The 24,969-nt window shown below is 66.8% G+C and carries 23 protein-coding genes; 12 read left to right on the top strand and 11 right to left on the bottom strand.

Features of this window, described 5'->3' with window-relative positions:
- Window positions 1-45 precede the first annotated feature (45 nt).
- From AC3ARF_RS06100 to AC3ARF_RS06090, 3 genes are all read right to left on the bottom strand, one after another.
- A complete protein-coding gene (locus AC3ARF_RS06100; RefSeq protein ID WP_498931223.1) occupies window positions 46-993 on the bottom strand; it encodes an NAD(P)/FAD-dependent oxidoreductase in 948 nt (315 codons plus the stop codon).
- A 140-nt stretch (window positions 994-1,133) separates the two neighbouring features.
- Window positions 1,134-3,260: a M13 family metallopeptidase gene (locus tag AC3ARF_RS06095; protein ID WP_498931220.1), complete on the bottom strand. Its 2,127-nt coding sequence runs from the start codon at window positions 3,258-3,260 to the stop codon at window positions 1,134-1,136.
- Window positions 3,261-3,415: 155 nt separating this feature from the next.
- Entirely contained in the window at window positions 3,416-4,255 is an 840-nt protein-coding gene (locus AC3ARF_RS06090) for an alpha/beta hydrolase (protein ID WP_498931218.1), read from the bottom strand.
- Window positions 4,256-4,506: 251 nt separating this feature from the next.
- Between AC3ARF_RS06090 and AC3ARF_RS06085 the strand changes: the two genes are divergently transcribed.
- Window positions 4,507-5,895: a sensor domain-containing protein gene (locus AC3ARF_RS06085; RefSeq protein ID WP_498931216.1), complete on the top strand. Its 1,389-nt coding sequence runs from the start codon at window positions 4,507-4,509 to the stop codon at window positions 5,893-5,895.
- A gap of 45 nt (window positions 5,896-5,940) precedes the next feature.
- Here the strand turns inward: AC3ARF_RS06085 and AC3ARF_RS06080 are convergent, their stop codons facing one another.
- Window positions 5,941-6,687: a hypothetical protein gene (locus AC3ARF_RS06080; RefSeq protein ID WP_498931214.1), complete on the bottom strand. Its 747-nt coding sequence runs from the start codon at window positions 6,685-6,687 to the stop codon at window positions 5,941-5,943.
- Between the two features lie 185 nt (window positions 6,688-6,872).
- On the opposite strand from AC3ARF_RS06080, the gene AC3ARF_RS06075 reads away from it, so the two are divergent.
- A complete protein-coding gene (locus AC3ARF_RS06075) occupies window positions 6,873-7,304 on the top strand; it encodes an FHA domain-containing protein (RefSeq protein ID WP_498931212.1) in 432 nt (143 codons plus the stop codon).
- Between the two features lie 62 nt (window positions 7,305-7,366).
- Here AC3ARF_RS06075 and AC3ARF_RS06070 read toward each other — a convergent pair whose 3' ends face one another.
- Both AC3ARF_RS06070 and AC3ARF_RS06065 read right to left on the bottom strand, forming a co-directional pair.
- Window positions 7,367-7,897: a hypothetical protein gene (locus AC3ARF_RS06070; RefSeq protein ID WP_498931210.1), complete on the bottom strand. Its 531-nt coding sequence runs from the start codon at window positions 7,895-7,897 to the stop codon at window positions 7,367-7,369.
- Window positions 7,898-8,002: 105 nt separating this feature from the next.
- A complete protein-coding gene (locus tag AC3ARF_RS06065; RefSeq protein ID WP_498931208.1) occupies window positions 8,003-8,923 on the bottom strand; it encodes a M14 family metallopeptidase in 921 nt (306 codons plus the stop codon).
- A gap of 212 nt (window positions 8,924-9,135) precedes the next feature.
- Here AC3ARF_RS06065 and azu point away from each other — a divergent pair, with 212 nt between their 5' ends.
- From azu to AC3ARF_RS06035, 6 genes are all read left to right on the top strand, one after another.
- A complete protein-coding gene (azu, locus tag AC3ARF_RS06060; protein WP_498931206.1) occupies window positions 9,136-9,723 on the top strand; it encodes an azurin in 588 nt (195 codons plus the stop codon).
- A 159-nt stretch (window positions 9,724-9,882) separates the two neighbouring features.
- Window positions 9,883-10,725 carry a class I SAM-dependent methyltransferase gene (locus AC3ARF_RS06055; protein WP_498931204.1) on the top strand — a complete coding sequence of 281 codons (843 nt, stop codon included), beginning with the start codon at window positions 9,883-9,885 and terminating at the stop codon, window positions 10,723-10,725.
- A 218-nt stretch (window positions 10,726-10,943) separates the two neighbouring features.
- Complete coding sequence (locus AC3ARF_RS06050; RefSeq protein ID WP_498931202.1) at window positions 10,944-11,297, top strand: YkgJ family cysteine cluster protein; 354 nt, start codon at window positions 10,944-10,946, stop codon at window positions 11,295-11,297.
- Between the two features lie 12 nt (window positions 11,298-11,309).
- Window positions 11,310-11,528: a hypothetical protein gene (locus tag AC3ARF_RS06045; protein WP_498931200.1), complete on the top strand. Its 219-nt coding sequence runs from the start codon at window positions 11,310-11,312 to the stop codon at window positions 11,526-11,528.
- Window positions 11,525-11,791 carry a hypothetical protein gene (locus AC3ARF_RS06040; RefSeq protein ID WP_498931198.1) on the top strand — a complete coding sequence of 89 codons (267 nt, stop codon included), beginning with the start codon at window positions 11,525-11,527 and terminating at the stop codon, window positions 11,789-11,791. The genes AC3ARF_RS06045 and AC3ARF_RS06040 overlap by 4 nt, the downstream gene beginning before the upstream one ends.
- Before the next feature lie 174 nt (window positions 11,792-11,965).
- Window positions 11,966-12,736 carry a DUF2189 domain-containing protein gene (locus AC3ARF_RS06035; protein WP_498931196.1) on the top strand — a complete coding sequence of 257 codons (771 nt, stop codon included), beginning with the start codon at window positions 11,966-11,968 and terminating at the stop codon, window positions 12,734-12,736.
- A gap of 68 nt (window positions 12,737-12,804) precedes the next feature.
- On the opposite strand, the gene AC3ARF_RS06030 is transcribed toward AC3ARF_RS06035, so the two are convergent.
- The 4 genes from AC3ARF_RS06030 to AC3ARF_RS06015 form a co-directional block, all read right to left on the bottom strand.
- Window positions 12,805-14,685 carry a S8 family peptidase gene (locus AC3ARF_RS06030; protein WP_498931194.1) on the bottom strand — a complete coding sequence of 627 codons (1,881 nt, stop codon included), beginning with the start codon at window positions 14,683-14,685 and terminating at the stop codon, window positions 12,805-12,807.
- Window positions 14,686-15,071: 386 nt separating this feature from the next.
- Complete coding sequence (gene lnt / locus AC3ARF_RS06025) at window positions 15,072-17,510, bottom strand: apolipoprotein N-acyltransferase (protein WP_498931192.1); 2,439 nt, start codon at window positions 17,508-17,510, stop codon at window positions 15,072-15,074.
- Between the two features lie 44 nt (window positions 17,511-17,554).
- Window positions 17,555-18,226 carry a hypothetical protein gene (locus tag AC3ARF_RS06020; protein WP_498931190.1) on the bottom strand — a complete coding sequence of 224 codons (672 nt, stop codon included), beginning with the start codon at window positions 18,224-18,226 and terminating at the stop codon, window positions 17,555-17,557.
- 25 nt (window positions 18,227-18,251) lie between these two features.
- Complete coding sequence (locus AC3ARF_RS06015; protein ID WP_498931188.1) at window positions 18,252-19,340, bottom strand: SGNH/GDSL hydrolase family protein; 1,089 nt, start codon at window positions 19,338-19,340, stop codon at window positions 18,252-18,254.
- A gap of 431 nt (window positions 19,341-19,771) precedes the next feature.
- On the opposite strand from AC3ARF_RS06015, the gene phaZ7 reads away from it, so the two are divergent.
- From phaZ7 to AC3ARF_RS06000, 3 genes are all read left to right on the top strand, one after another.
- A complete protein-coding gene (gene phaZ7, locus AC3ARF_RS06010; RefSeq protein ID WP_498931186.1) occupies window positions 19,772-20,827 on the top strand; it encodes an extracellular native short-chain-length polyhydroxyalkanoate depolymerase PhaZ7 in 1,056 nt (351 codons plus the stop codon).
- A gap of 33 nt (window positions 20,828-20,860) precedes the next feature.
- Window positions 20,861-22,195 carry an NAD(P)/FAD-dependent oxidoreductase gene (locus tag AC3ARF_RS06005; RefSeq protein ID WP_498931185.1) on the top strand — a complete coding sequence of 445 codons (1,335 nt, stop codon included), beginning with the start codon at window positions 20,861-20,863 and terminating at the stop codon, window positions 22,193-22,195.
- 84 nt (window positions 22,196-22,279) lie between these two features.
- A complete protein-coding gene (locus AC3ARF_RS06000; protein ID WP_498931183.1) occupies window positions 22,280-23,260 on the top strand; it encodes a DUF4240 domain-containing protein in 981 nt (326 codons plus the stop codon).
- A 90-nt stretch (window positions 23,261-23,350) separates the two neighbouring features.
- Here AC3ARF_RS06000 and AC3ARF_RS05995 read toward each other — a convergent pair whose 3' ends face one another.
- Window positions 23,351-23,950 carry a short chain dehydrogenase gene (locus AC3ARF_RS05995; RefSeq protein ID WP_498931181.1) on the bottom strand — a complete coding sequence of 200 codons (600 nt, stop codon included), beginning with the start codon at window positions 23,948-23,950 and terminating at the stop codon, window positions 23,351-23,353.
- Window positions 23,951-24,047: 97 nt separating this feature from the next.
- Here AC3ARF_RS05995 and AC3ARF_RS05990 point away from each other — a divergent pair, with 97 nt between their 5' ends.
- On the top strand, window positions 24,048-24,965 hold the full coding sequence (locus AC3ARF_RS05990; RefSeq protein ID WP_498931179.1) for a LysR family transcriptional regulator: 918 nt from the start codon (window positions 24,048-24,050) through the stop codon (window positions 24,963-24,965).
- Window positions 24,966-24,969: the final 4 nt, after the last annotated feature.

Below are 24,969 nucleotides of genomic sequence, written 5' to 3'. Positions count from 1 at the left end.
CGACCGCCACCGCTGGCGCTATGGCCGCGCGTGGGTGCCCGGCAATCAGGCTTGCGCAGTCGCCGCCGGGGCGCTGGTAGCCGCATCCTCCTGGTCACGCAGCCAGTTGTGCGCGCGGGTCGCGGCCACCGCGCCGTGGCCCATCGCTACGCTGATCTGGTCCAGGCCTTCGACGATGTCGCCGGCGCAATACAAACCCGGCACGTCCGTTCCCAGCGGTGAGGTTGCCGCCACGCAACCCGCTTCGCCAAGTGGCAGGCCCAGCATCGCGGCAAGTTCAGTCCGTTGCCGCACGCCCAGCGCGGGATAAACCACGTCGAATTCCATCGGGGTGGCATCACCTTCCAGGTAGATGTCGAAACCCTGGGCATGGGGAGCGTAGCGTTCCACCGCGCGATCCTCCACGTGGATGCCGGCTGCCGCCAGCTCCGCTCGGCGCGCGGCACTCAGTTCGGCCTTCGCCTTGGGCAGCAGGGTCAGATGAGGGGTGTAGCGGCGAAGGAACAGCGCCTCGTCCGCGCCCTCCGCGTCGCAACCCACCACCGCCACGCGCCGATCGATGTGCTCGAAGCCATCGCACACGGGGCAATAGCGCAACACGTTGGCGCGGATGGCAGCTTCGTGGACGGCGTCTGGCAATGGAATCTGGTTCAGGTGGAGGCCGGTGGCCAGCACCAGGGCCCGGCCGGTTACGGTGTTGCCATCGGCGATATGCAGCTGGAAACGTCCGCGGGCGTGTTCCGCCCGCACCACCTCAGCCTGGCGCAGCACCGCCCCGTAGCGGGTGGCGTGCTCGGCCATGCGCTCGAGCAACTCGGCGCCCGCGATGCCGTCGGGAAACCCCGGTACGTTGTGTGTGCGCGGAATGCGCGCCGCGCGCGCCTTGCCGTCGTGCAACACCAGGACGCGGCGCCGAAAGCGGGCGAGATATAACGCGGCGGACAGCCCTGCGGGGCCCGCACCGATGATCAGGCAATCCCAAGGGGCGTCCAAGACAAGGTGCTCCAGAACATTGGAGACCTACCCTAGCCCGGGTCGCGTCAACGCCACGTTCAACCGCAACCCCGCCCCTGACGACCCCACCAAAGCAGAGGGGCCGCATTCGCGGCCCCTCGTCTGTCACTGCGTGCCCATCACCAGATGCGCACGCGATCCTTCGGTGCCACCCACAGCGGATCGGCCTGGGTGATGCCGAACGCCTCGTACCACGCGTCGATGTTACGCAGCGGTGCAAAGGCACGGATATGGCCCGGCGAATGCGTACCGTTGACCAGCTGCTGGCGCAGCGCATCGTCACGCCACAGCGTGCGCCACACCTGCGCCCAGCCCATGAACAGCCGTTGCTCACCGGTGAATCCATCCACCACCGGCGCGGGCTTGCCGGCCAGCGAGCGGCGGTAGGCTTCCAGCGCGATGGTCAGGCCGCCGAGGTCGCCGATGTTTTCGCCCATAGCGACACGGCCGTTGATGTGCATGCCAGGCAACTGGGGGAATGGATACGCCTCGTACTGCGCGCCCAGCTTGCTGGCCTGCGCCTCGAAACGCGCGGCGTCCTCGCTGGTCCACCAGTCGCGCAGCACGCCCTTGCCATCGGACTTGCGGCCTTGGTCGTCGAAACCGTGGATGATCTCGTGGCCGATCACGCCGCCAATGCCGCCGTAGTTCACTGCCGGGTCGGCCTTGGGGTCGAAGAACGGCGGCTGCAGGATCGCGGCCGGGAACACGATCTCGTTCTTCACCGACGAGTAATAGGCATTCACCGTCTGCGGGGTCATGCCCCACTCCGCCTTGTCCACCGGCTTGCCGATGCGCACGCGGTCGTAATCCCACTCGAACTGGCGCGAGCGCTGCGCGTTGCCGAACACATCACCGTTGACGACGGTCAGGCCCTTGTAGTCGCGCCACTTGTCCGGGTGGCCGATCTTCAAGCCGAAATTCTCCAGCTTTGCCAGCGCCTCGGCGCGGGTGGCCGGGCCCATCCACTCCAGCTTCTCCAGGCGCGCCCGCATGGCCGCCTTCACGTTACCGACCAGCTCGTCCATCTTGGCCTTGGACTCCGCCGGGAAGTACAGCTGGACATAGTCCCGGCCGATGGCTTCGCCCATCGCGGCCTCGGCAAAGGCCACGCCACGCTTCCAGCGCGGGCGCTGCTCAGGCTGGCCGGACAGGAACTTGTTGCGGAACTCGAACTCCGCATCAACGAAGGCCTTGGACAGCAGCGGCGCGGCTTCATCGGTGGTTCGGAAGGCCTGCCAGGCCTTCAGCGTGTCCAGGTCGGTCTCGGCGAAAACCTGGGCGATCTTCGGGAACGCGGTGTCCTGGCGCAGCACCGCGCGTTCGGCGCTGTCCACGCCGGCGGCCTTGAAGAAGGTCGCCCACGGGAAGCCCGGCGCCTTGGTTTCCATCTCGGCCAACGTGGCGGGGTTGTAGGTCTTGTCGCGGTTGCGGCTCTCGGCGCGGGTCCAGTGCGCCTGCGCGATGCGGGTTTCCATCGCCACGATCCCGGCGGCGTTGTCCTTGGCCTTGGGCCAGCCGACCATCGTCAGCATCTGCTCGATGTAGGCCTGGTAACGCTCGCGCTGCGGGGCGAACTTGGCGTCCAGGTACATCTCGCGATCGCCCAGGCCCAGGCCGGACTGGCCCAGGTACAGGGCGTACTGATCCGGATTGCGCGCGTCGTCGGAGACGAAGGCGCCGAAGAAGCTGCCGCCCAGGCTGCCGCTGGCACGCCCCATCAGTTCGGCCATGGCGGCCTTGTCCTTCACCTTGGCGATGGCCGCCAGGTGCGGCTTGAGCGGCCTGGCGCCCAGCGCCTCCAGGGCGGCCTCGTCCATGAAGCCACGGTACAGCGCGGCGATCTTGGCCGCGTCGCCGTCCTTGGCCGGGTCGCCCAGGGAATAGCCCTCGACCAGCGTGCGCACGCGGGCTTCGGACAAGTCGCGAAGTACCATGAACGAGCCGTAGCTCGATCGGTCAGAGGGGATCGGCGTGTTCCTGGCCCAGTTGCCATTGACGAAGCCGAAGAAGTCGGCGCCCGGCTTCACGCTCCGGTCCATGCCCGCGGTATCGATACCCCAGGTGCCATAGCGCGACGCGTCAGCCGCGGGGGCGCTGTCGCCACCCCCCGACGCGCTGTCCGTGGCGAACAGCAGCTGCTGGTCGCAAGCGGCATCCATGCAGCCGTGGTTCTCATCGGCGGCCACGGGGGCCGACAGGGCCAGCGCCAGGGCGGTCGCGGCGCAAAGCAGGGTCTTCTTCAAGGGATACCTCCGGGTGGTCGGTACGCCGCGACCCGTCAGCCGGGTTGGCGTGTGGCCCCGCGTGGGGCCGTCCGACGTTCTAGCCGGTTCCGGTTGGGGCGGAACAGTGCCGGAGGTTGGGTGCCGGGGCCATGGCTTTGCCAAAGGTTGCGAATTCACGGCCGCACGGGCTCCGGGAGCGCGAACAGCCAACGCACGGCCGCGGGGAAGGCCTCACGCCACGCCGCTTCGTTGTGCTCGGCGTCTGGCGCCAGGTGCAGGGTGACCCTGCCCTCCATGCCCGGCTGGGCCCGCAACACCTGCTCCATGCGCTGCACCAGTGGCACGGCCTCGTCCCCTTCCTTGCCGCCCATGTACAGGTACACGCGACTGTCCGCGGGCAAGGACGACCGGGCCGCGATCCTGAACGGCTCATCCGACACCCAATACGCGGGCGAGAACACGCCGGCTTTGCTGAACACCTGTGGGTAGCGATGGATTGCGTAGTCCGCTGACAGCCCGCCCAGCGAGCTGCCAAGGATGGCGGTATCCGCCCGCCCCGGGCGCGTGCGGTAATTGGCGTCGATGAAGGGCTTCACCGTGCGCACGAGGTCTTCGACAAAGCCGACCCCGGTGTTGGGGAGGAAACGCACGTTCCAGTAGGGAATCAATTCGTTGAAGCGCGCCTCATTGCCATGATCGATGCCCACCACGATGGCGGCGAAGCCCTGCTCGTGAGCGAGCGCGTCCAGACTCTCGTCCACCCGCCATTCGCCGGCATAACTGGTCGCGTCATCGAACAGGTTCTGCGCGTCGAACATGTACAACACGGGATACCGGCGCCGCCCCGAGCCGTAGTCAGGAGGCAGGTAGATGCGCAATCGCCGCGGATAGCCGAGGGCGGACCACTGCAGCGGCGGAGAATAAACGCGCACGGTGGGGCCGGCCGTGTGGGCCCGCTCGGGCGCCGCCGCCAATGCGGAAAACGGCAAGGCGAGCAGCAGGAGCAAAATCACGCGTCGTAGCATCGCCTTCCCCCGGATTGGCAGGTCATGACAATGCCGGCTGCGCGGCCTCGATGGCCCGTCCCATCCGTCATGTTGCACCGCATTAACGGGAGGCCAGCCTGATGCGGCATACCTCCCAGCCATGGGGCGGCGGTGCGGGCTCCTGCGTCGCCCGGCTGCCCGTCCCCTGCCCGGGTTCAAGGCGGGCCGTCCCGCTTGCGCGGACGGGTTTACAGTAGCGCTCACATGCCGGATGCCGGATGCCTGACACCCCGATGGAATACAGGCTGCCACCGCTGACCGAGCTGAAGGACCTGCTCCTGGATGCCCTCTGCGTGGTCGACGAAGAGGGACGCTATCTCTTCGTCAACGCAGCCTTCGAGCGGATCTTCGGCTACTGCGCCGACGAGGTGCTGGGACAGCGCATGATCGACCTGGTCCACCCGGATGACCGCGAGGCGACCTTGCGCGCCGCCCGCGACATCATGGCCGGGGAATCGAAGTTCAACTTCCAGAACCGGTACGTGCACAAGGATGGCCACGTGGTGCATGTGCAATGGTCGGCGCATTGGTCGCCGCAGCATCGGGTGCGCTTCGCCCTGGGCCACGACATCACCGAGCTGAAGCGCGCTGAGGCGGTGCAATCGGCCTTGCTCGAGATCTCCGAGGCGGCCCACGCGGAGTCCGACCTGCAGTCGCTGTTCAAGCGCATCCACCAGACAGTGGCCGGGCTGCTGCCGGCGCGCAGCTGCTTCGTCGCGCTGCGCGATGTCGACAGCGGCCAGGTGGCATTCCCCTACTTCCAGGATGAGTTCGACCCACTGCCCCCTCCGCTGCCGCTGGAAGCTCCAACGCTGTCCAACCACGTCATCCGCAGTGGCGAACCGCTCCTGCTCACGCCCGAAACTCGGATGGCCTTGCCTGCCCACCTGCGATTGCCCGTCGGCCATCGCTCAACCGGTTGGCTGGGCGTGCCGTTGGCAGCGCGAGCCGGCGTCATCGGGGCACTGGTGGTGCAAAGCTACGACCCGACTGCGCGCTACACCCAGCAGGACCTGCAATTACTGCAGTTCGTCTCCACGCAGGTCGCAGCGGCGATAGAGCGAACCCGCAACCGCAACTGGCTTGCGTTCCTCGCCAGCCATGACCCCCTCACCGGCCTGCCCAACCGCAGCCACTTCCACGAACGGCTGCAGCGGGCCCTGCAGGCAACTGGCAGCGAACGCCACCCCATTGCACTGATCTATATCGACCTGGACGGCTTCAAAGGCGTGAACGATCGCCACGGCCACGAGATGGGTGACCGGCTGCTGCAGGCCGTCGCGGAGCGGATTCGCAATGGTGTACGTCATTCGGACACGATTGCACGGCTGGGCGGGGACGAATTCGTGGTGATGTTGAACGGTACGTCGCGCACCGCCGATGCGGTCAATGTCGGCGAGACCCTTCGCAAGGCGCTGTCGCAGCCCTTCCAGCTTGACGATCACGCCATCCGCATCAGCGCCAGCATTGGCATCGCCCTGCACCGCGACGACGGGGACCCCGGAAACGGCCTGCTGCAGGAGGCTGACAAGGCCATGTATGCCGCCAAACGCGGCGGAGGTAACCGGTTCGTACTGTTTCCTTTCGACGAGCCCTGGACCGTGTAAGTTCGACGCCGCCGAATACCCGGCCACACGCCAGGGGCGGGCGCCCTAGTCGCGATCGCCGCCCGCATCGGAGGCGCCGCCGCCCATTCCGACGCCCAGCCCGAGTCCCGCGCCGCCTACGGCCATCCCGCTCCCTCCACCGCCTGCTCCTCCCCCGCCGCCACCCCCGCCGCCCCCGCGGCCGCCACCCTCCCGACCACCACGCCCGCCTCCGCCGCCACCTCCGCCGGAAGGGCGCGTCGGGCCCTGGCGTGGCACGGACAGGTCTGCGGGAATGGGATCCAGGTCCAGCACCTGGCGAATGAAATCACGCAACGAAAGCACCAACTCCGCCGTGTGCACGCGGCGCCCGGCCACCAGTTCCGAGGCGGCCGTGGCGGCCAGCCTCACCTGTTCGTCCGTACCCAACAGCAGGATGTCCGACAGCGCTGCCTCGACGGCATCGCGGATCCGCCGCGAACGCTCCGAACTTCCCGCCAGGACATCGGCCAGGGCCGCGTCGCCCGGCTCCACGGGCCCGGGTTGTGCATCGACCCCGACCTGGCGCTGCCGGACCTCGCGCAGATGGGTGGGATCAACCTCCAGGTTGCCGGTGAAGGAGCCGCCGAGTGTCTTGTATGCCGCGATCAGGGTGCGGAGGCGTTCGTTGATCTGTCGGTTTTCCCGTTGCCGGCGTTGCTGCACCGTCTGCATTACCAAAAGGCGGATGCCCACACCCACCAACGTGATCAGGGCCAACGCCAGCACGGTGGAAAACATGCCCTGCCAGGAGCTCACGTCCAGATAGCGCATGGAGCGATCCTCGTCTCATTGCCGCCCCCCAACCTGACGTGCGGCCCGTGGACGGAACGTCGACGCCCGCCGCCGCCGGTGAAGCTGAAGCCCCTTCGCGCTGCAATGCTGGCGCACTTGCACAACCCAACGAGCCGGCTCGTGCTAGGGTGCGTGCCCGCCCACCAAAGCAGCATCGAATCGAAATGCCGACGGCCCTTTCCGACCCCGAATACCTGCTCCGCGGCGTTGCGGGCGACGTGTTTGGCCGAAGCTACCGACTCTTGGCCCCCACGACGGTGGGTCGCGCCCCGGAATGTGACATCTACCTGGACGACGCGGGTGTGTCCCGGCAGCACGCGCGCCTGCGGCCGCTCGATTACGGCGTGGAGGTCCAGGACCTGGGCTCCACCAACGGCAGCTTCATCAATGGCCAACGTGTCACCGTGGGGATCGCCGGAGTGGGTGATGAAGTGGCGTTCGACCAGCTGCGCTTCCGGATTGGCGATCGACGCGCACCACATGCGGCCAGGAAGGGCCCGTCCGCTCCAAAGCCGGGCGTGCATGCGGGGTGGTACTGGGTCGCAGCGGCAGCGCTACTCGGCGGCGCGCTCGCGGGCTACTTCCTGCTGCGCTGACCGCCCACGGACGGCGCCAAGCGCACGCCCTACGCGCGCCGTCCCGACGGATCCAGATGGTCCTAAAGCGTCGACGTCACGTCGGCGCCACGTTCACGCAACAGCGATGCTGCCTCATCGCGCTGCTCTCTGCTGAATGCATGCACCACGACCGTGGTATCGCCCGCGCGCATTGCGTCGCGCGTCGCCTGGATATAGCGGTCATGGTCCGGTCGCAACGACACCAAGCCACCCAGCATCATGCCGCCAAAGGTTGAAAACGCGAGCAGCACCACGGCTGAAGCGATCGGGGACTGCACGATGAACGGCACACCCATTGCATACAACACTGCAAATACCAGCAGGCCCGCTATCGCGCCCACGACGGCTAGACGCACATGCGACACCACGATGGTACGCAGGATGCCCCGGCTCTCGGGCTCCAGCTTGCGACCTGGGAAAGGCTCGCCGGGCGCCACCAATTGCACCTGCGACTCGCCCAACCCCAGTTTCGACACCAGGCTGCTGGCTGCGTCCTGTGCGCCCTGTGCCGAGTGGAAGACCGCCGCAAGCTTGTGATTCGAATACTCGTCGGTGATGGGCGTCGTGGTCATGGGATGCACTCCTCTTTACCCATGCAGAGGCTCGCAGAACCGTCGTATGCGAAGGGTGAATCCTTCGCGCCATCCCCCGTTGGATGCCGCAGCAGCTCGTTCCCGTTACGCCAGCGTCAGTGCATGGTCAATCGCGCCCCGCACCGACGCCGCCTGGGCCTCGTTGCACTGCTCGGGCGTCGCACGCGGACTGTCGGGATACACCTCGGTGGTGGTGCGGAAGCGCGCATTCGTCACGCCCGCACACAATCCCAGCTTCCGATACGGATATTCGATCACGCCTGGCGCCACCACCGGCGAACCGATGATGGTGCCGTCCGGATCCGCCGGCGCGATGTGCGTCACCTGCGCCACCGCCGCGATCACTGCCTGCTGGAACGCAGGCTCCGGTGCTTCGCTGTCGGCGCACAGGTAGAAGCCATCCGGAATCGTGCCTGGTTCGAACGGCTTGCCATCCCGCGCGGCCAACGCCGGGCGGAACTCGGACTCGTCGGTATCGGTGGTTTCGTGCAGGTCGATGTGCATCACGATGCGATCGCGCAGCGGCGCCACGAGCGCCATCAGGGCAGCCGACTCAGCCGCGGGACTGTCGTCGCGGAATGAACGGTTGGGGTCGATGGCATCGGCGTTCCAGCGGTGGATGCGCTCATATGCCCACGGACTGATGCAGGGCGCCACCAGCAGGTTGATGCGGCCGGCGTAGCGCTCCGCATCCTGTTCGACAAAACGCAGGGCGCCGTGCACGCCGCTGGTCTCGTAACCGTGCACGCCGCCGGTGACCAATGCCACAGGCAGATCCTCGCGCCAGCCACGGTTGCGGATCGCGAGAAGCGGGTAAGCGTCCGCGGCATATTCGAGCCGACCGTATTCCACCACGTCAAAACCGGCGCGCAATCGATCGAACACGCTCAGCACCTCGTCGACATAGCTGCGCCGACGCCCCTGCCGGGCCCGCCATTCAGCCTTCTCCGCATCGCCCCAAGCGCGGCCGGGCGTACCAATGGGGTAGAAGACTGGGCTGTTCATCTGACTCGCTCGGAAGGCACGGAAGGCTGGTCAATTTACCACTGCCCGGCTGGCCGACAGGCCGACCACTCCTCGCCTTCGGCCGTCAACACGCCGCCGTACGGCGAGAGGTTTAGAATCCCCAGCGGCTGGAACCACGCCACGCCATGCGCCCTGCGGCGGGTCACGCCCCCCCAGGCCATGGCGACTCCCCCAACCTTGGAGACTGCCCCATGAACGTCAAGCTGACCCTGCTTACCGCTGCCTGCGTGCTGGCCCTCACCGCTTGTGGCGACAAGTCCCCGCCGCCGGCACCGGAGCCCGTCGCCGAACCCGCCGCTCCGGCCGAGCCTGCGCCGGCACCCGCCGCCGAGACTCCCGCACCGGCTGCAGCGCCGGCACCCGCCACCGATGCCAAGCCCGCGGCCACCGTTGCCAACTGCGCGACGGAGATCGAAGGCAACGATGCCATGCAGTACAACGTCGGCTCCATCACCGTGCCGGCCTCGTGCAGTGAGTTCAAGATCACCCTCAAGCACACGGGGAAGATGCCCGTCGCGGCAATGGGCCATAACGTCGTGATCGCCAAGACCGCCGACATGCAGGGCGTGGCCGCCGATGGCGTAGCCGCGGGTGCGGCCGCTGCCTATGTGAAGGCTGGCGACGCCCGCGTCATCGCGCACAGCGGACTGATCGGTGGCGGCGAAAGCACCTCGGTTACCTTTGCGGCCAGCAAGATCAAGGATGGCGGCCCGTATGAGTTCTTCTGCAGCTTCCCGGGTCACGCAGCGATCATGAAGGGCACCATCGCCGTCCAGTAAGCGCGACATCGGCTGCACACCCTGGGTGAAGCCAACGGCGCCCGAGTTGACATCGGGCGCCGTTTTCATTGATCCAACTGGACCCGGTCCAACGGGACCCGCCTGTGGGGAACCCGGCGGTTCCGGTACCCTGCACCCCTTTCCACCGGATCAACCGCCGTGCCGCATTGCACCGGCCCCCTTCTCACCCGACCGCTCGCGCAGGCGCTCCTGGCCGCGCGCGATGCGGGTGCCAACACCTGGACCGGTTCGCTCGACCTTGGCCGCTCGGACGGGGACGCAGTGCTTGGTCCTGACACGTGGCAGTGGCGAGGCCAGTCGTTTCCCTACGCGCCCACGCTCAAGGATCGGACGCTCTATTACTGGGACGGTGAGGAGTTCGCGCCCGCTTCACGTTACGCCGGCTCGCTGATCAAGCTGGTGCCTACCGAGTGGGGCGCGCCCACTTTCGAGATCGACGGCATCAAGATGCTGCCCACTTCGAAGGAATCGCCCATCGACGATGCGCGGCGCAAGGTGGCGCTGGTGCAGCCCCAGGGCAAGACAGTGCTGGATACCTGCGGGGGCCTGGGCTACTTCGCCGCGAGCTGTCTCGAAGCGGGTGCCGCCCATATCCAGTCGTTCGAAAGGAACGCCGACGTGCTTTGGCTGCGCACGCTCAACCCCTGGTCCCCTGATCCGGACGCAACCGACAGCGGTGGCCGCCTCCGGTTGACGCACGCGGATGTTTCGGAGGCCATCGGTCAGTTGCCCAACGGCGCATTCGATGTGCTGCTGCACGATCCGCCGCGTTTCGGCATCGCCGGCGAATTGTATTCACAGGCGTTCTACGACCAGCTGGCGCGCGTGCTGCGCAAGGGCGGTCGCCTCTTCCACTACACCGGCAGCCCCAACAAGCTCACGAGCGGGCGGGATGTGCCCCGTGAGGTGGCCAAGCGGCTGGAGAAGGCCGGGTTCAAGGCCCAGCTTGCGCTGGACGGCGTGCTGGCGATTCGCCGCTGATGGGGGTTGAACCCAAGCGGCACAGGAAGCCCGTTCATCCTTGTGGGGCCCTGCTGGTGTAGGCTGTGGGGGCACCAGCGCCCCTTCTGCGCGTCTCCCCCGACTTCCTGTCGCCGGCTTCGCTTCCCTTCACGCGCCACCACCCTCGTAGAGGGTGTCGCCCCCCGGGAGCGCCATTGCCCAGCCTTTCCAGCCCCAAGTCCCCCTTTGCACCGGCCATGCCAGCGTCGAATCCGTTGGCGGCCGATGAGGCCAACACCGTGTCCCCTGCGCCTGAAACCGCGCGTTGCGACGCCTGCGATGCCGTGTGCTGCCGCCTGACGGTGGTGCTGATGCCCGAGGACAACGTGGCCGCGCACCTGACGACGCGCACCCCAGCCGGGCTTCTGGTCATGGCGCGTGGTGAAGACGGCTGGTGCGTCGCGCTCGACGGCGTCCGAATGAGTTGCTCCATCTATGACACGCGCCCTGCGATCTGCCGAAAGTTCGCCATGGCCGGGCCGTATTGCCTGGATGTGCGCGCCGAATACGCCGACAGCCGCGCACGCGGCATCCCTTTGACGCTCTACTGAGGACCAACGCCCATGGCCCGAGCTCCAGCCAACACCAGCCGCGTCTTCCAGCGCAAGGAAACCGAGCCGCGCGCTCTCACCAGCGAGCGCATCGCCGACCACCTGGCCGCGTTCCACGCAGCGGGGGGGCATATCGAGGTACTGGGCTCCACCCGTGTGCTCAAGAAGTTGGACGACCTGGTGATGACCCCCAACTCCGCTCCTGACCCTGTCCGGTCGCGTACCAAATGAAGCACCAGATCGCGATCTTCCGATTCACGTTGAGCCGCCACCAGAGCATCGGCCCCACCCAGCTGCAAGCGCTGTGGGCGCGCGCCTGCCAGTCGGCGCAGGTGAGCGTCAGCCGGAGCCGGGGCGCGGCCGACGACCGGCCGATCTATTCGCTGTATGCCTCGCAACAGCTTGAAGACCTGCCCCAGGTCGAACGGCGCCTGCGGCAACTGTTGGAACAGAATGACCTGCGGGCTTCGCTCATACCGCTGCATGTGGCCTAGCACCAGACCTGCCCGGATTGCGGAAAGTTAACGTTTCCGCGGTTGCGGTTGTTGCTTTCCCAAACACCGCGTAGTGGCCACGGTGATAAAATCACCAGCGACTCGCCACCCCCGCACGCCCCTGTGGACGCTGCCGACTCCGGGTGACGCGCGCCGTCCTTCTGGGAGGACGCCATGACGACCCTGCATCCGGGCGCAATGCCCTCGCATCCTGGCCACGGGACCTCCCACATTGCCTTGGGCGAACCGTTCCGCTGGCTGTCACTCGGGCTCCGTGATGTTCGCCGCGTTCCATTCGTGGGCCTGGCCTACGGGCTGATGGTCACCCTCATGGCCTGGCTGGTGTTCGCACTCGGCAACCATCCGTATTTCATCGCCGCAGCGGGGACGGGCTTCCTGCTGCTCGGCCCCATCCTTGGCGCCGGACTGGTCGAGGCCTCACGCGCAATTGAAGCCGGCGAGACGCCCACCTTCGACACCTCACTGCGCGGCCTTGGCCCGCACCGCGCCGCCTTGGAGCGCATGGCCTTGGTCTTGCTGGCGCTCGCTGCGGCCTGGTTGCTTTTGTCCGCGTGGGTACTCAACACCGCATTGGGGCCGATTGCGCCCAACGTGGAGAGGTCACTGTGGGACGACGCGCTGCGAATGATGTCATCCGGCCAATGGGTCGCCTGGGCAGTGATCGGCGGCGCGCTGGCCATTGCGTGCTTCTCGATCTCGGTCATCGCAGTGCCTTTGATCCTGCACCAGGATGCCACTGCGGGTGAGTCGATGCGCGGCAGTCTGCGCGCGGTGGCCACCCACCCGGTCGCCTGCGCCGAGTGGGCATTGCTGATCACGCTGCTTATCGCCATTGGCCTGTTGACGGCCATGGTGGGGCTCATCCTCATCTATCCCGTGCTGGGCCATGCAAGCTGGCATGCCTACCAGGCCCTCCGGAAATAGCCCGTCGCCGCAACAGAAAGGACCCCGGCACGCGGCCGGGGTCCTGCAGTCCGAGTGGACGTCACTTCCTAGAACGTGATGCTCCAGCTGTTGATGTAGCCGGTGTCGGCGTTGGCGTTGTCGTTCACCCGCAGCTTCCAGGTGCCGTTCAGCGCTTCGCTGGACAGGTTCACCGTGAAGGTGGCGATGATGTTGTCGGCACTGCCACCCGAGCGGTTGCGCAGGTTGTAGATCGACCCGTCCGGCGCAACCACGTCCACCCGCAGGTCACCGACATAGGTGTGGCGGATATCCACCGATACCGACGTCGTTGACGGCGCGTTGCCACTACGGCCGGAGACCGCGATCGGGCTGTCCACCGTGGCGTTGTCGCTGATGGTGTAGTCCGTGCCGTTGGTGTAGGTCTGCGTACCACCGCCACCCCCCGTGCTGTAGTTGCCGACCAAGCTGACGCCACTGAAGCTGCTGTACGCCTTCAAGCTGACGTAGTAGGTGCCTGCCTGCGGCGCGGCGAAGCTGCACGTTTCCGTGTTGCCGGACAGATACGGACGACAGTCGTACGAGCTGTCGGTCGGTGCGCTGCCGAACTTCACGTACATGTCGGCATCACCTGTGCCGCCCGAGGTGTTGAAGCTCAGGTTGGTGGAGCCGGACGGCACCACCATCGTGTAGTGCAGCCAGTTGCCTGTCGAAGCCGACAGGTTGGTCACCGCGACCCCCTTGGTCAGCTGGCCCGGCGGCGGGGGCGGCGGCGGAGTACTGCCGTCGAAGAACGAATACAGCAACCGGTTGGGCGAACTGGTGCCGGGGCTGGTCACCTTGTTCGGCGTGGCGGCATTGATGATCGCGGTGGTGACCTGGCTGGGCGTCGCACTCGGGTTCACCGCCAGGTACAGCGCGGCGACGCCCGCCACATGCGGCGAGGCCATCGACGTGCCGCTGATGGTGTTGGTCGCGGTCGTGCTGGTGTACCACGCCGAAGTGATCGAAGAGCCCGGCCCGAAGATGTCCAGGCAACTGCCGTAGTTGGAGAACGACGACCGCGCATCGGTACTGGTGGTCGAGCCCACGGTGATCGCCGAAGCCGCTCGCGCCGGCGAGTAGTTGCATGCGTTGCTGTTGTCGTTACCCGCCGCGACCACGACGGTGACACCGGCGTTGGACATGCGTGCCACGGCGTCATCCACCGCGGTCGATGCACCTCCGCCCAGGCTCATGTTGGCGACGGCCGGCTTTACGTGGTTGCTCGCTACCCAGTCCATGCCGGCGATCACGCCGGAGTTGGTACCCGAGCCCGCGCAATCGAGCACGCGCACCGGGTGCAGCTGCGCGCCCTTCGCGATGCCCCATGTCGCGCCCGCCACGGTGCCGGCCACATGCGTGCCGTGGCCGTTGCAGTCCGTGGTGCCACGGCCGTCGCTGATGGCGGTGTAGCCACCACTCACCCGTCCGCCGAAATCGTTGTGGTTGCCCAGGATGCCGGTATCCACGATGTAGGCGTGCACGGACGATGCCGTTGTGTCGTACGTGTAGGTGGTGCTCAGCGGCAGATCGCGCTGGTCGGTTCGGTCGATGCCCCAGGTCGCACCCGACTGGGTGGCGCTGGCCTGCACCTCGCCATCCTCTTCGATGTACTCCACGCGGGGATCGGCCAGCAGGCGCGCCAGTGCGGCGTCATCCGCGCGGGCGACGAAACCGCGCAGCACCTGTTCATAGCTCCGAACCAGGTTGACGCGATGCTGCGAGGCCATGCTGCTGGCCACGGTTGCCACGCGTGCCGCGCGGCTGGACTCGCCGGCCAGACTCGCGGCCTGTGCCTTCAGGACGACGATGTACTGACCCTCTACCGGTTTGGACACGGTACGCAGATCCGCCGCCGAGGCGGCGAGCGACACACCGGACAGACCGATGGCGATGGACAGTGACAGGACTGAGATTCGATGATTCACGGGAACTCCTTGTGTACGGATCCATGTGGTTGGGCGCCTGGAACGCGCCAGCCATCGCTGGCAGGCGCCATGCGACTTGCGGATTGCGACTGCAGGAAACGTGAACTGCCAGGACCCGATGCCCCTGTCCCGAACGTCAGGCACACAACTCCCCGTGTGCCAAGCCGCCCCGATCGGCTCCGAGCGGAGGAATGCCGGGGCAGTCCTCCGCCCGGAGCACGCTAGGGACCTTTCAGGCCGCGAGCACGCGGCGCCGCAACAATGCCCCGTTCATATGGAAGGGAAGCGCTGTCATCAGGCATTTCCCGCCTGTTCAGCCCTTTTTTTTGCGTCAATGTGCGCGAGTGGGGACTGGGTCCCGCTCGCCAAACGTAGCCGGGGAACCTTCAAGCAATCAGCCGCAAGACCAGCCACGTCGGCACGCCTACGTAGAAGACCACGCGCCCCAACCACTCCAGCGCATCACGCACGGCAGGGCCCCGTGCCGGCTGCAACGCGTGCACGACCATGCAAACGACTTCGATCAGCACGCGAAGCATCGCGGCCAACAGCATCAGGCCAATGGACCATGAGACCCACCAGATCAGCAGTCCCGTGAGCCATGCGCTGGCACCGTACGTGTAGTACTCCCCAAACGTTCCTCCAAAGGCGATCACCTGGTGCAGTCGGAAGGCCACCAACGCGGGCAGCAGTGGAAAAATCAGGAACTTGACCACCAGGTTATCCAGGCGCGGACGTCTCGCCGACGCCCGCGCCTCGACAAAGCCCGCGATTGCCGCGTCCATCGGGTCGTCGACGGAGACGCGGCGGCCGACGGCCACCAATGCGTCCTCCAAACGTCGGGGTCTCGCCAGCACGAGTCCCTGCGCCAGCCATCGACCGGAGGCCAGGCCCAGATCGACACCACTACCGGGCAGCGGCATACGCCACGGCCGCAGCGCTCCGATGGACGCAAGCGGGATTTCAATGCGGGAACGCCGCTGGTCGAGTACCAGCACCTCGCCCTCGATGCGGACCTGCGCCTTGAATGCTTGCAGGATCATCCAGGATGCCAACGCCGGGAGGACCACGGCGCCCCCAAAACGCCACAGTTGCGACAGTGACTGCACCTGCCAACCCACGCGTAACGCCATGTCCAGCGCGAGCCACACCAACCCCGCGCCAGCGCCCAGCCACAATGCCGCCGCAAGGGCCCGCCAAGACGGCGACAGCACTGCCGCCTCCAGCGCGAGTGGAGCGTCGACAACCGGTCCTGCCCGTCCGCGCAATCTTCGCAAGACAGCTACGACCAACAGCGCCATCAGGAACCATGCTGCTGCGCGACCGACCCAATCGCCCCAGCGCACCATCAGGGTCGCTGGTGCGTCCTGTGCGGCCACGAAGGCGGTAAGCACAGCCTGCTGGCCCATCTGCGTGCTGGCCACCACCTCGCCGGTGGGATCGATGATCGCACTCATGCCGTTGGTGGTGACGCGCACCTGCGGCAAGCGCGTCTCGATGCTGCGGAATGCAGCAACTGCGAGGTGCAACCGGGCCCCGACGGGCTGACCGGTGAACCAGGAGTCGTTGGACATGCCCACAATGGCCTGCGCACCCAGTCGTGCGCCTTCGATGGCGAGGCCAGTGCGCACATCGTCCAGGCAGATCAACGGAACCACGTTGACCTCCCGCCCGTCGGTGCTGCGCAGTGGCAGCACCCGCGCGCCTTCGCCGGGTTGCCACGTGCCCGCCCACGGCAGCACGCGCCGCAACCACGACGCATCCAGCCAGGGCGGGACGTATTCTGTCAGCGGGAAGGGATTGGCCTTGCGGTAGGTGCCCAGCCGCCCCTTTCCTGGCTCCAGGAACGTGGCGGCGTTGTACTCGCCGTTGGCATCCACGTCGTAGGTGCCGAACACCAGAGGCACGCCCACCGTGTCCACAAATCCCTGGATCTCGCGGTCCAGCCCCGCACCATCCTCGCTGCGCGGGCTGCCGAACGTGGTCGGGTACACGGTCTCCGACCACAGCAGTGCGTCCGCACCGTGGTCACGGACAGCCGAGACCGAAAGCGCGTAATGCGTATCCAGCACGTGGCGCACGACGGCGTAGGTGCCCTGCTCGCGGCGCAGCCGCTCATAGTCGGTGATGTTCGCCTGGACCATGGCGATCCGCAGCGCGGGAGGGGGATCGCCCGACGGCGCCCTCAGCACGGCCAGTCGCGCCATGCCATACCACGCCATGCCGAGCACGATGGCCAATCCGAGGGTCAGCGGCCGCAACAGGGCCCGCGGGCCTGCGGCCCGTCGCTCGACCGCCACTGCGACGGCTTCGTTTACCAGCAACAACAGGAAGGTCAGGCCCGCCGCGCCGCCGAGGTCCGCGGCCTGCCGCAATGTAGCCGAGGGGAACAGCCCATGACCCAGCGTATCGCCCAACAACTTGGGCACCAGCCATTCGCAGGCCACCCACGCCGATGCGGCCGCCAAGGCGCGCAGGACTGGTCCGTGGCGCCGACCCACCAGGTGCCGCACCAGCGCGAACACGGTGAACTGCAATTGCAGCAAAGGCGCAAGGAGCAACAAAACCGCCGTCGCCGCACCTGCGCCCATGCCGGTATACGCGCCGATGGCAACGCCAAACCAGCTGAATACAGCAGCCATGAACGCCACGCTGATCACCGCGCCGCTGACCACCGAACCGCGCAGCGTGCGCACGCCATTCAGCGTGAGCAGCCACGGCACCAGCGCAACAAAGCCCAATGCCCAAGCGTGCGGGGCGCGGGCGTACAGGGCAAGCAGCAGGACTGAGACGAGAAGACCGGCAGGATTCCGCCAGCGAGACAAGGACAACCGATCCGTGGCCAATCAGCGGACTCCGTTGGTAAGTATCAGGGCTTGGGGATCCGGACGCGCCGCAGAGGCAGCCCCGGTGGTGCCAGTTCGGGCGGCACGACGCGATTCTCAGGCAGCGGGATGGGTCGGCCGTTCTTGTCGTACAGGGTGAGGTCAGGCGAGAACATCAGGATCGGTTCGATCGGCACGCCTTCGTCCGTCACCTGGTGATGGCGGACGTAGCCATCAGGGAGTTTGAAGTCGTCTGGGACCGCAAGCCCTTCCAGCGGGGGACTGGTCCCTGGCGGGTTGAATGCACCCAGTCCGGTGCGGACGCCCGCATCCTGCAGCGCCGTGATCACCTCGGCGCCGGTGGGCTCGGGATCACCTGGCTTGAAGTACGCGGCGAGGTCATCGGGGTCGTTGCCGGGCAAGGGTTCGGGCTCCTGGGTGGAGGCATTGGGGGTCGGCCCGACGGCCCGGGGCCTCGCGGCGGCGGTCGGTGGTCTATTGCCCTCGGTGACCGGCGGCGGCGGCTCCATGCCCCCTGTCCCCTGGCCCGGCGATCCTCCCAGCACGAACCACGCCGCGACCCCCACGACCACGACAACCATCACCAGCGCCAACCACGCCCACGCGCGCCGCACGCCTCGCGGCTTGGACACCACGCGCACACCGTCACCGTCCGGCTCGGACGGCGGGGTGTGCGGCGGACGGCGCTCGGCCACGGATCAGTCCTCTTCGACCCGGCCGTTACGGACTGGCCGGGTTGTAGACCGACAGTGCCCAGCCCATGCGCTCATGTCCATAGCTGTTCCAGATCGGGCTGCGGCCATTGGTGTAGCTCGTATAGCGCGGTGCACCGCTGCCCGTGCTGCCGCCCCAGAGGCCGGCCGTCACCGTGCCGCCCGTGTAGGTCGGATGGGTATCGTCGGACTGGATGTAGTCATACGAACTGGTGGAGGTCACGAACTTGGTGTTCGCATCCCGCAGCGTGGCTTTCAGCGTGCCCGTGATCCGGCTGACATACGTGGCCTCGCTCTCACCAGCCACGTAGCGCAGCGCATCGGAGTCGACCTGGCCGTCGTTGTTGCTGTCGTAGTCCCCGCCCATGTACTGCGCGAAGCTGTCCGTGCACTGGAAGCCCTTCTGCCGCGCGTACTCGCACATCCAGTAGTTCATCCGGGTGATGGCCGGCAGGAAGCGATCACGCAGGTTGACTGTCTGCCCGGTGGTGGCGTCCTTGCATGAGCTCTGCACGTTGTCGGCGTTGTAGCCCGGGTAATACAGGTTCGAGATGACCTTCAGGCGCGTGTTGGGGTGTGCGTTGGCGTTGATGTAATCCATGGCCGCGGCCACGTACACCTTGCAGCTGTTGACCGCGGCATCCAGCACGCCGTAATTGCAGGTGCCGGTCTGCCCTTTGAAGCTGCTGCGCGCCTGCAGGCCATCGTTGCCGCACATTTCAAACGTCACCACGCGGGTGGAGGTTGCCTGCATGTACGAGCGCTCGGCCACGATCTTGTTTTCGTAGACGTCCTGCGCCACCGCACCCGACTTGGCGCGGCGGATGCTCTCTATGTCCGCATTCCATCGGGCTGACAGGTACTCCGAGTCCACCGTGGGTGCCGAATAACGCGCGGCGTTGCTCACGGAACCGTTATAGCCGGCATAGATGGAGTCCCCATAAGCCACGACACGGTACTTGGCGGTCGTGCCCGAGCGATCGATGGTCCACGACACGTTCTGGTTGAGGGTGCTTGCGAGGGTCGGCGCGGACAGCGCCAACAGCGATATCACCGGCAGCCACTGAGTAGCCGCACGACGGAACAGAGTATTCATCCTAAATCCCCTTCGACTGGTATTCACGGCGGGTGATGTCCCGCTCGCGTCCGACGAAAAAGCTGGTGAAACACTTCCACGATGTGGTGGCCGGTCCGACCAACCACCCCTGTCATCGCGGACCGGACGCTAGCGTATGTTTTCCGGGGGCGCAATCTGCGGCGCAGCAGCATCAGCCTATTCACACGAAAACGTGCCGCATCGCACACAAAGGAGACCGCTTCATGCGGCAGTGCGTCATGCCCCATTGGGCAATGGCCGCGGTCCCACGCGCGGCGGAGCATCAAAGACCAATCGGACTTCGTCGTAGTCGAACTGACACCCTGGGGAGGGCTCTCATGTTCCGCAGCACGTTGCGAAAGGTTTCCGCCAAGTCGTGCGCCTCTGCCACAATGGCATTTGCGCTTCCACTGCTTGGATTCGCGTCACTCTTGTTCCCTGGCACGGCACAGGCACTGGAGTGCGGCAGCAACAACGGCTACACCTGTACCGGGGCGGCCACCCAATATGCCGGCGGGTTCAACCCCGGCGTGGGCAGCGGTGGATTCGGCGGCGGCAATTGCTCCGCTACGCGAACGCCGGTGGTATTCATCCATGGCAATGGCGACAGCGCCATCAGCCTGGACATGCCACCAGGCAACGTGAGCGGATACACCACCCCGACCAACTCCGTCTACGACGAACTCAAGGCACGGGGCTACAACGACTGCGAGCTGTTCGGCGTGACCTACCTCGACGCGGAGGAGCGCGACACGCCGCAGTACAACTACCACGAGCCAGCGAAGTACCAGATCCTCAAGACGTTCATCGACAAGGTGAAGGCCTATACCGGGCGCAGCCAGGTCGACCTCGTCGGCCACTCGATGGGTTCGAGCATGGCGCTGGCGATGCTGCGTTATCACGGCTACCACGCCAACGTGCGCCGCTTCATCAATATCGGGGGTGGCCTGCGCGGGCTCAACACGTGCTACTCGACGGGCTACCAGTCGCCGTACGCGCCCACCTGCAACGCCGAAGCCTACGTGTGGCCGTATGACTATTACACCTTCGGCTTCTACCCAAGCAGCGGCGTGGCCGGCTACGGCTACAACCGGTGGACGGGCAGTGGCAACAACAGCCTGCGCGCCATGCCCGCGCTGTTTTCCACCATCAACTTCTACACCATCACTGCCGGGAGCTACGACCAGGTCCATTGCTTTACCACCAGCTACGCAGCCGGCTGCAATAGCGGCGCACTGTTCAACAGCGGTACCAACGTCAAGGCACAGGTGGACATCGGCTTCGGCAGCAGCGCCTACGCCTACGACTGGGACTGGGCCGATGGCAGCCCGTACAACATGGGCGGAGGCGACACCAGCAGCGGCATCGGCCACTTCCGCTCCAAGAGCAACGCGGGGCGCATCGTCTACAACATGCTGGCCACCACCTGCACCACCGGCTGCGCCAATGGCTACCTCAGCATCAACGGGCCGGCGGTGAACCGCTGACCGAGCCAGGCGGGCCTGCCGTCCGCACCCGGCATGGGCGACAATACGCGCATCCCCATGCCGGGCTGCTCTGCGATGACGGATCCTCGCCCCCACCTCGTGATCATCGGCGGCGGCTTCGCCGGCCTCTGGGCGACGCGCGCACTGGCCGATGCCCCGCTGCGCATCACGCTGATCGACCGACACAACCACCATCTGTTCCAGCCGCTGCTGTACCAGGTGGCGACTGCCGGCCTCTCAGCTCCGGATATTGCGGCACCGCTGCGTCACATATTGCGCAACCAGCGCAACGTGGAAGTGCGATTGGCCGAAGTGGGCTCGATCGATGCCGCGGGCAGGACCCTCACGCTCGCCGACGGCACCGCGATCACCTTCGACTACGTCCTGCTGGCCACCGGAGCCACGCACGCCTACTTCGGCCATGATGAGTGGGCCGCCCATGCGCCCGGTCTGAAGACGCTGGACGACGCCCTGCACCTGCGCCGCCACCTGCTCCTGGCCTTCGAGCGCGCCGAGGCGGAGACCGACCCGGAACGCCGCGCCGCCTGGCTCAACTTCGCCATCGTCGGCGGTGGTCCCACCGGCGTGGAACTGGCCGGCACGCTGGCGGAGATCGCCCGGCACACGCTGACCAACGAGTTCCGTCACATCGACCCGGCGCAGGCGCGCGTGCGCCTGATCGAGGCGGGCCCACGCGTGTTGGCGTCGTTCCCGGAGGCGCTATCGACGAAGGCGCGCGCGCAACTGGAACGCCTTGGCGTTGAGGTGGCGACGGGCGTGCCCGTCAGTGCCATCACCGCAGAGGGTTACCGACTGGGCGACACCTTCATACCGGCGAAGACCGTGGTATGGGCGGCCGGCGTGGCTGCCTCGCCGCTGGCACGATCGCTGGGGGTGCCCCTCGACCGTGCCGGCCGGGTGCTGGTCGAACCCGACCTGAGCGTTCCCGGCCACCCACATGTGTTCGTCGGCGGGGACCTCGCGGCCGTCGTCACCGACGGCAAGCCCGTTCCCGGCGTGGCCCCGGCGGCCAAACAGATGGGCCGACACGTGGCCGACGCGCTGCGCGCTCGCCTCGCCGGGCGGGCCGCCACACCCTTTGGCTACCGCGACTACGGCAACCTGGCCACCATCGGGCGCATGGCCGCCGTGGTGGATTTCGGCCGACTCAAGCTATCCGGCTTGCTCGCGTGGTGGTTCTGGCTGGCCGCCCACGTGTTCTTCCTGATCGGCTTCCGCAACAGGCTGGTGGTGCTGCTCAATTGGGCGTGGGCCTATTGGAGCTACCAGCGGGGAGCGCGCATCATCCTGGGCGATGACCCCACCACGTCCGGCTCCGATCTGCCTCCGTCCCTCCCGAAGCCTTGAGCCGCCATGCCCCCACCGTTCCTCGATGACCTGAATGACGCGATGGGTCGACTGCAAGGCAGCGGCCTGCCGTACGAAGCGCGAATGGAACTTGCCTATGCCGAGGTTCGCGACGACTGGATGGCCCGTGGGCACCTGGACCCGCTGATCGCATTCGTGCATTACAACTGGGACTCGGGCAACTGCGACGATTTCATCGCCCCGCTTGCCGCGCAGCTTCTGCAGACAGCGGACCTCCGGCGCTTTGCCCGACTCTGGAAAGGGGTGCTGCGGCGACGCCTCGACAAGCTCCATTGGTACGCTGATCCCCGCATCGACGCCACATCACTCGCCACCGTCGACGTCTCCGACTTCAACTCCCGCGACCCGGCGCATTACGCGAACCGCCGGCGTGTGACTGCTTGGCACCACCGTTACGTGCTCGCCGGCTTGGACACCTACATCGCGGGGCTGCGCCAGTTGGGCGCGGAGACTGAGCTCGCACAGGCCCAAGCCATGCGTGCCGATGCAGCGGCCTTGCGCAAACCAGCCCCGCGGCCGGTCCGCGACCGCCGTCGGATCGACGAGGTCCTTTTCTGGGCCCTTATCGAAGAAGCGCGCGCCACCACCGAAGACACCCCAGACTTCATCGAGGCGCTGACGGAGCGCCTGTCCGGCTTCGCGCCCGCCCAGATACGCGCGTTCAACCGCCGTCTGGACAAAGCGATGGCCCGCCTCAACCATCACGATGTGTGGGCGCTGGCCTACATCAGCCAGGGCGGCTGCGGCGACGACGCGTTCGCCGATTTCCGCGCGTGGGCCATCTCCCGGGGTCAGGCAGTGCATGCCGCGCTCTGCGACTTCGATCCAGCGCACCCCGACACGGCGGTGCTGGCTCCAGCGCTCGCGCAGGAGCCAGCCTTCCTGGAGGAAATGCAGTACGTAGCCGACCGCGCGCACGAGGCGGCGACTGGCGAGCCGCTGCCTTGCTCGCCTGGAGGACGCACCTTGCGCACGCGCGGCAAGACGTGGCGCGAGGATCAGCTGGGCGAACGTTATCCAGCACTGGTCGCTGCGTTTGGTTGACACCCGCGGCCACCGCCGGGCCCGTTCGCCCGGGTAGTGCTCGACAGGGATGACGATTGCAAGGTGTTGGTTGCCCCGCGCACACGCCAATCAATGCGCCTCGTACACCTTGCCGGTCTCCCCACCCTCCACTGAGCGCGCGTAGCTGAGCGCAGCTCGGGCGCCGGGCACCGGGTGGAAGCCACGGAAGTACGGACCCAGCTCAGCCATGGATTCCAGCAACACCCCCGGGCTCACCGCGTTGATGCGCAGCCCTCGGGGGAGCTCGACCGCGGCGGCGCGGACGAAACCCTCAATGCCCCCGTTGGCCAGGCTGGCCGCGGCACCGTAGGCCACGGGCTGCTGCATCAGCACGCCACTGGTGAGCGTGATCGAGCCGCCATCGCGCAAGTAGCGATGGCCAACCAGCGCCAGGTTCACCTGCCCCATCAATTTGTTGGCCACACTGAAAGACCACTGCGCTGGCGTCATTTCCAGCAACGGCGCCCAGCCCACCTGCCCTGCCGCCGAGACGATGGCGTCCACCTGCCCCAGGTGGTGGAAGGCAGCCTGCACACTGGCGGCGTCGGCCAGATCAAAGCGCAGGTCGCCAGCCTGTCGGCCGGCACTCACCAGCTCATGCCGGCCGCCCAGTTCGGCCGCAACCGCGCGGCCAACGGTGCCCAAGGCACCCACCAAGAGAATCTTCATTGCGTGACTCCTCGCCGACCCCATTGGCCGTTCCAGGCACTCTAAACGCCGTTCTACTTGCCATCATCGGGCCGTTTGTGGCTAATCTGTTTCCTGCATGGAAACAAACAACCATCGATTCCCCCAGGCCCTGGCCCTGCTCACCGTGGTGGAGACGGGCAGTTTCACCCGTGCGGCCGAGCGTCTGGGCGTCTCCAAGGCCCAGGTGAGCAAGCAGGTGAGCGCCCTGGAGGCCGGGCTTGGCGTCAAGCTCCTCCACCGCACCACCCGCCGGGTCGGACTCACCGAGGCGGGCCAGCTCTATCTCGATTACGCGCGGCAGGCCCGCGATGCGTTGGATGACGCCGATCGCGCCGTCTCGGCCGTGCGCACCGAGGTCGACGGCCTGATCCGGCTGACCGCACCCACCTCGCTCGGCGACGGCTTCCTGATGGACCTGCTGGCGGACTTCCGCGCTGTCTACCCGGCCGTTCGCTTCGACGTGGACCTCAGCATTGCCGCCCGCGACCTCATTGGCGGAGGCTTCGACTTCGCCATCCGCATGGCCCGAACCATTGATCCCTCACTGGTGGCCCGGCCGCTGGGCCTGATGCGCGAAACCATCGTGGCCAGCCCGGCCTACCTGGGCACACACGCACCCGACGGCGTGCGGGAACCTGCACAGCTGTCCGCCCTGCAGGCCCTGCGCAACAACCACTTCAACGACGAGGGGCAGTGGTTGCTGCAACGTGGAACCGAGAGCATCACCGTGCCCATCCAAGGCAGCCTGGCGATCAACCACTTCATCGGCCTGCGCCGCGCAGCCCTGCTGGGCCAAGGCATCGCCCGGCTGCCGCGCTACCTGGTGCGTGACGAGCTTGCACGCAATGGGCTGGTCGAAGTCCTACCGGGGTGGCAGATGCCCGCCATGCCGGTGGCCCTGGTGTACCCCAGCCGCGAACACCTGCCGGAGCGCGCACGGGTGTTCCGGGACTTCGTGCTGGGGTGGTTCCAGCGCAGCAATGTCCTGCGCTGAGTAC

Source organism: Lysobacter sp. KACC 24251, assembly GCF_057747755.1.
Note: the sequence above shows the minus strand (reverse complement) of the source record. Positions and strands in the feature narration are given on the sequence as shown.

Bases quoted from the DNA above. Each gene is read 5' to 3' on its own strand.
- AC3ARF_RS05990 (WP_498931179.1), top strand. From the start codon at position 24,048: ATGGAAACAAACAACCATCGATTCCCCCAGGCCCTGGCCCTGCTCACC.
- AC3ARF_RS06015 (WP_498931188.1), bottom strand. From the start codon at position 19,340: ATGAATACTCTGTTCCGTCGTGCGGCTACTCAGTGGCTGCCGGTGATA.
- AC3ARF_RS06040 (WP_498931198.1), top strand. From the start codon at position 11,525: ATGAAGCACCAGATCGCGATCTTCCGATTCACGTTGAGCCGCCACCAG.
- AC3ARF_RS06045 (WP_498931200.1), top strand. From the start codon at position 11,310: ATGGCCCGAGCTCCAGCCAACACCAGCCGCGTCTTCCAGCGCAAGGAA.
- AC3ARF_RS06075 (WP_498931212.1), top strand. From the start codon at position 6,873: ATGCCGACGGCCCTTTCCGACCCCGAATACCTGCTCCGCGGCGTTGCG.
- AC3ARF_RS06000 (WP_498931183.1), top strand. From the start codon at position 22,280: ATGGAACTTGCCTATGCCGAGGTTCGCGACGACTGGATGGCCCGTGGG.
- AC3ARF_RS06050 (WP_498931202.1), top strand. From the start codon at position 10,944: ATGCCAGCGTCGAATCCGTTGGCGGCCGATGAGGCCAACACCGTGTCC.
- AC3ARF_RS05995 (WP_498931181.1), bottom strand. From the start codon at position 23,950: ATGAAGATTCTCTTGGTGGGTGCCTTGGGCACCGTTGGCCGCGCGGTT.
- AC3ARF_RS06035 (WP_498931196.1), top strand. From the start codon at position 11,966: ATGACGACCCTGCATCCGGGCGCAATGCCCTCGCATCCTGGCCACGGG.
- AC3ARF_RS06065 (WP_498931208.1), bottom strand. From the start codon at position 8,923: ATGAACAGCCCAGTCTTCTACCCCATTGGTACGCCCGGCCGCGCTTGG.
- AC3ARF_RS06080 (WP_498931214.1), bottom strand. From the start codon at position 6,687: ATGCGCTATCTGGACGTGAGCTCCTGGCAGGGCATGTTTTCCACCGTG.
- AC3ARF_RS06005 (WP_498931185.1), top strand. From the start codon at position 20,861: ATGGGCGACAATACGCGCATCCCCATGCCGGGCTGCTCTGCGATGACG.
- AC3ARF_RS06085 (WP_498931216.1), top strand. From the start codon at position 4,507: ATGCCTGACACCCCGATGGAATACAGGCTGCCACCGCTGACCGAGCTG.
- AC3ARF_RS06070 (WP_498931210.1), bottom strand. From the start codon at position 7,897: ATGACCACGACGCCCATCACCGACGAGTATTCGAATCACAAGCTTGCG.
- azu (WP_498931206.1), top strand. From the start codon at position 9,136: ATGAACGTCAAGCTGACCCTGCTTACCGCTGCCTGCGTGCTGGCCCTC.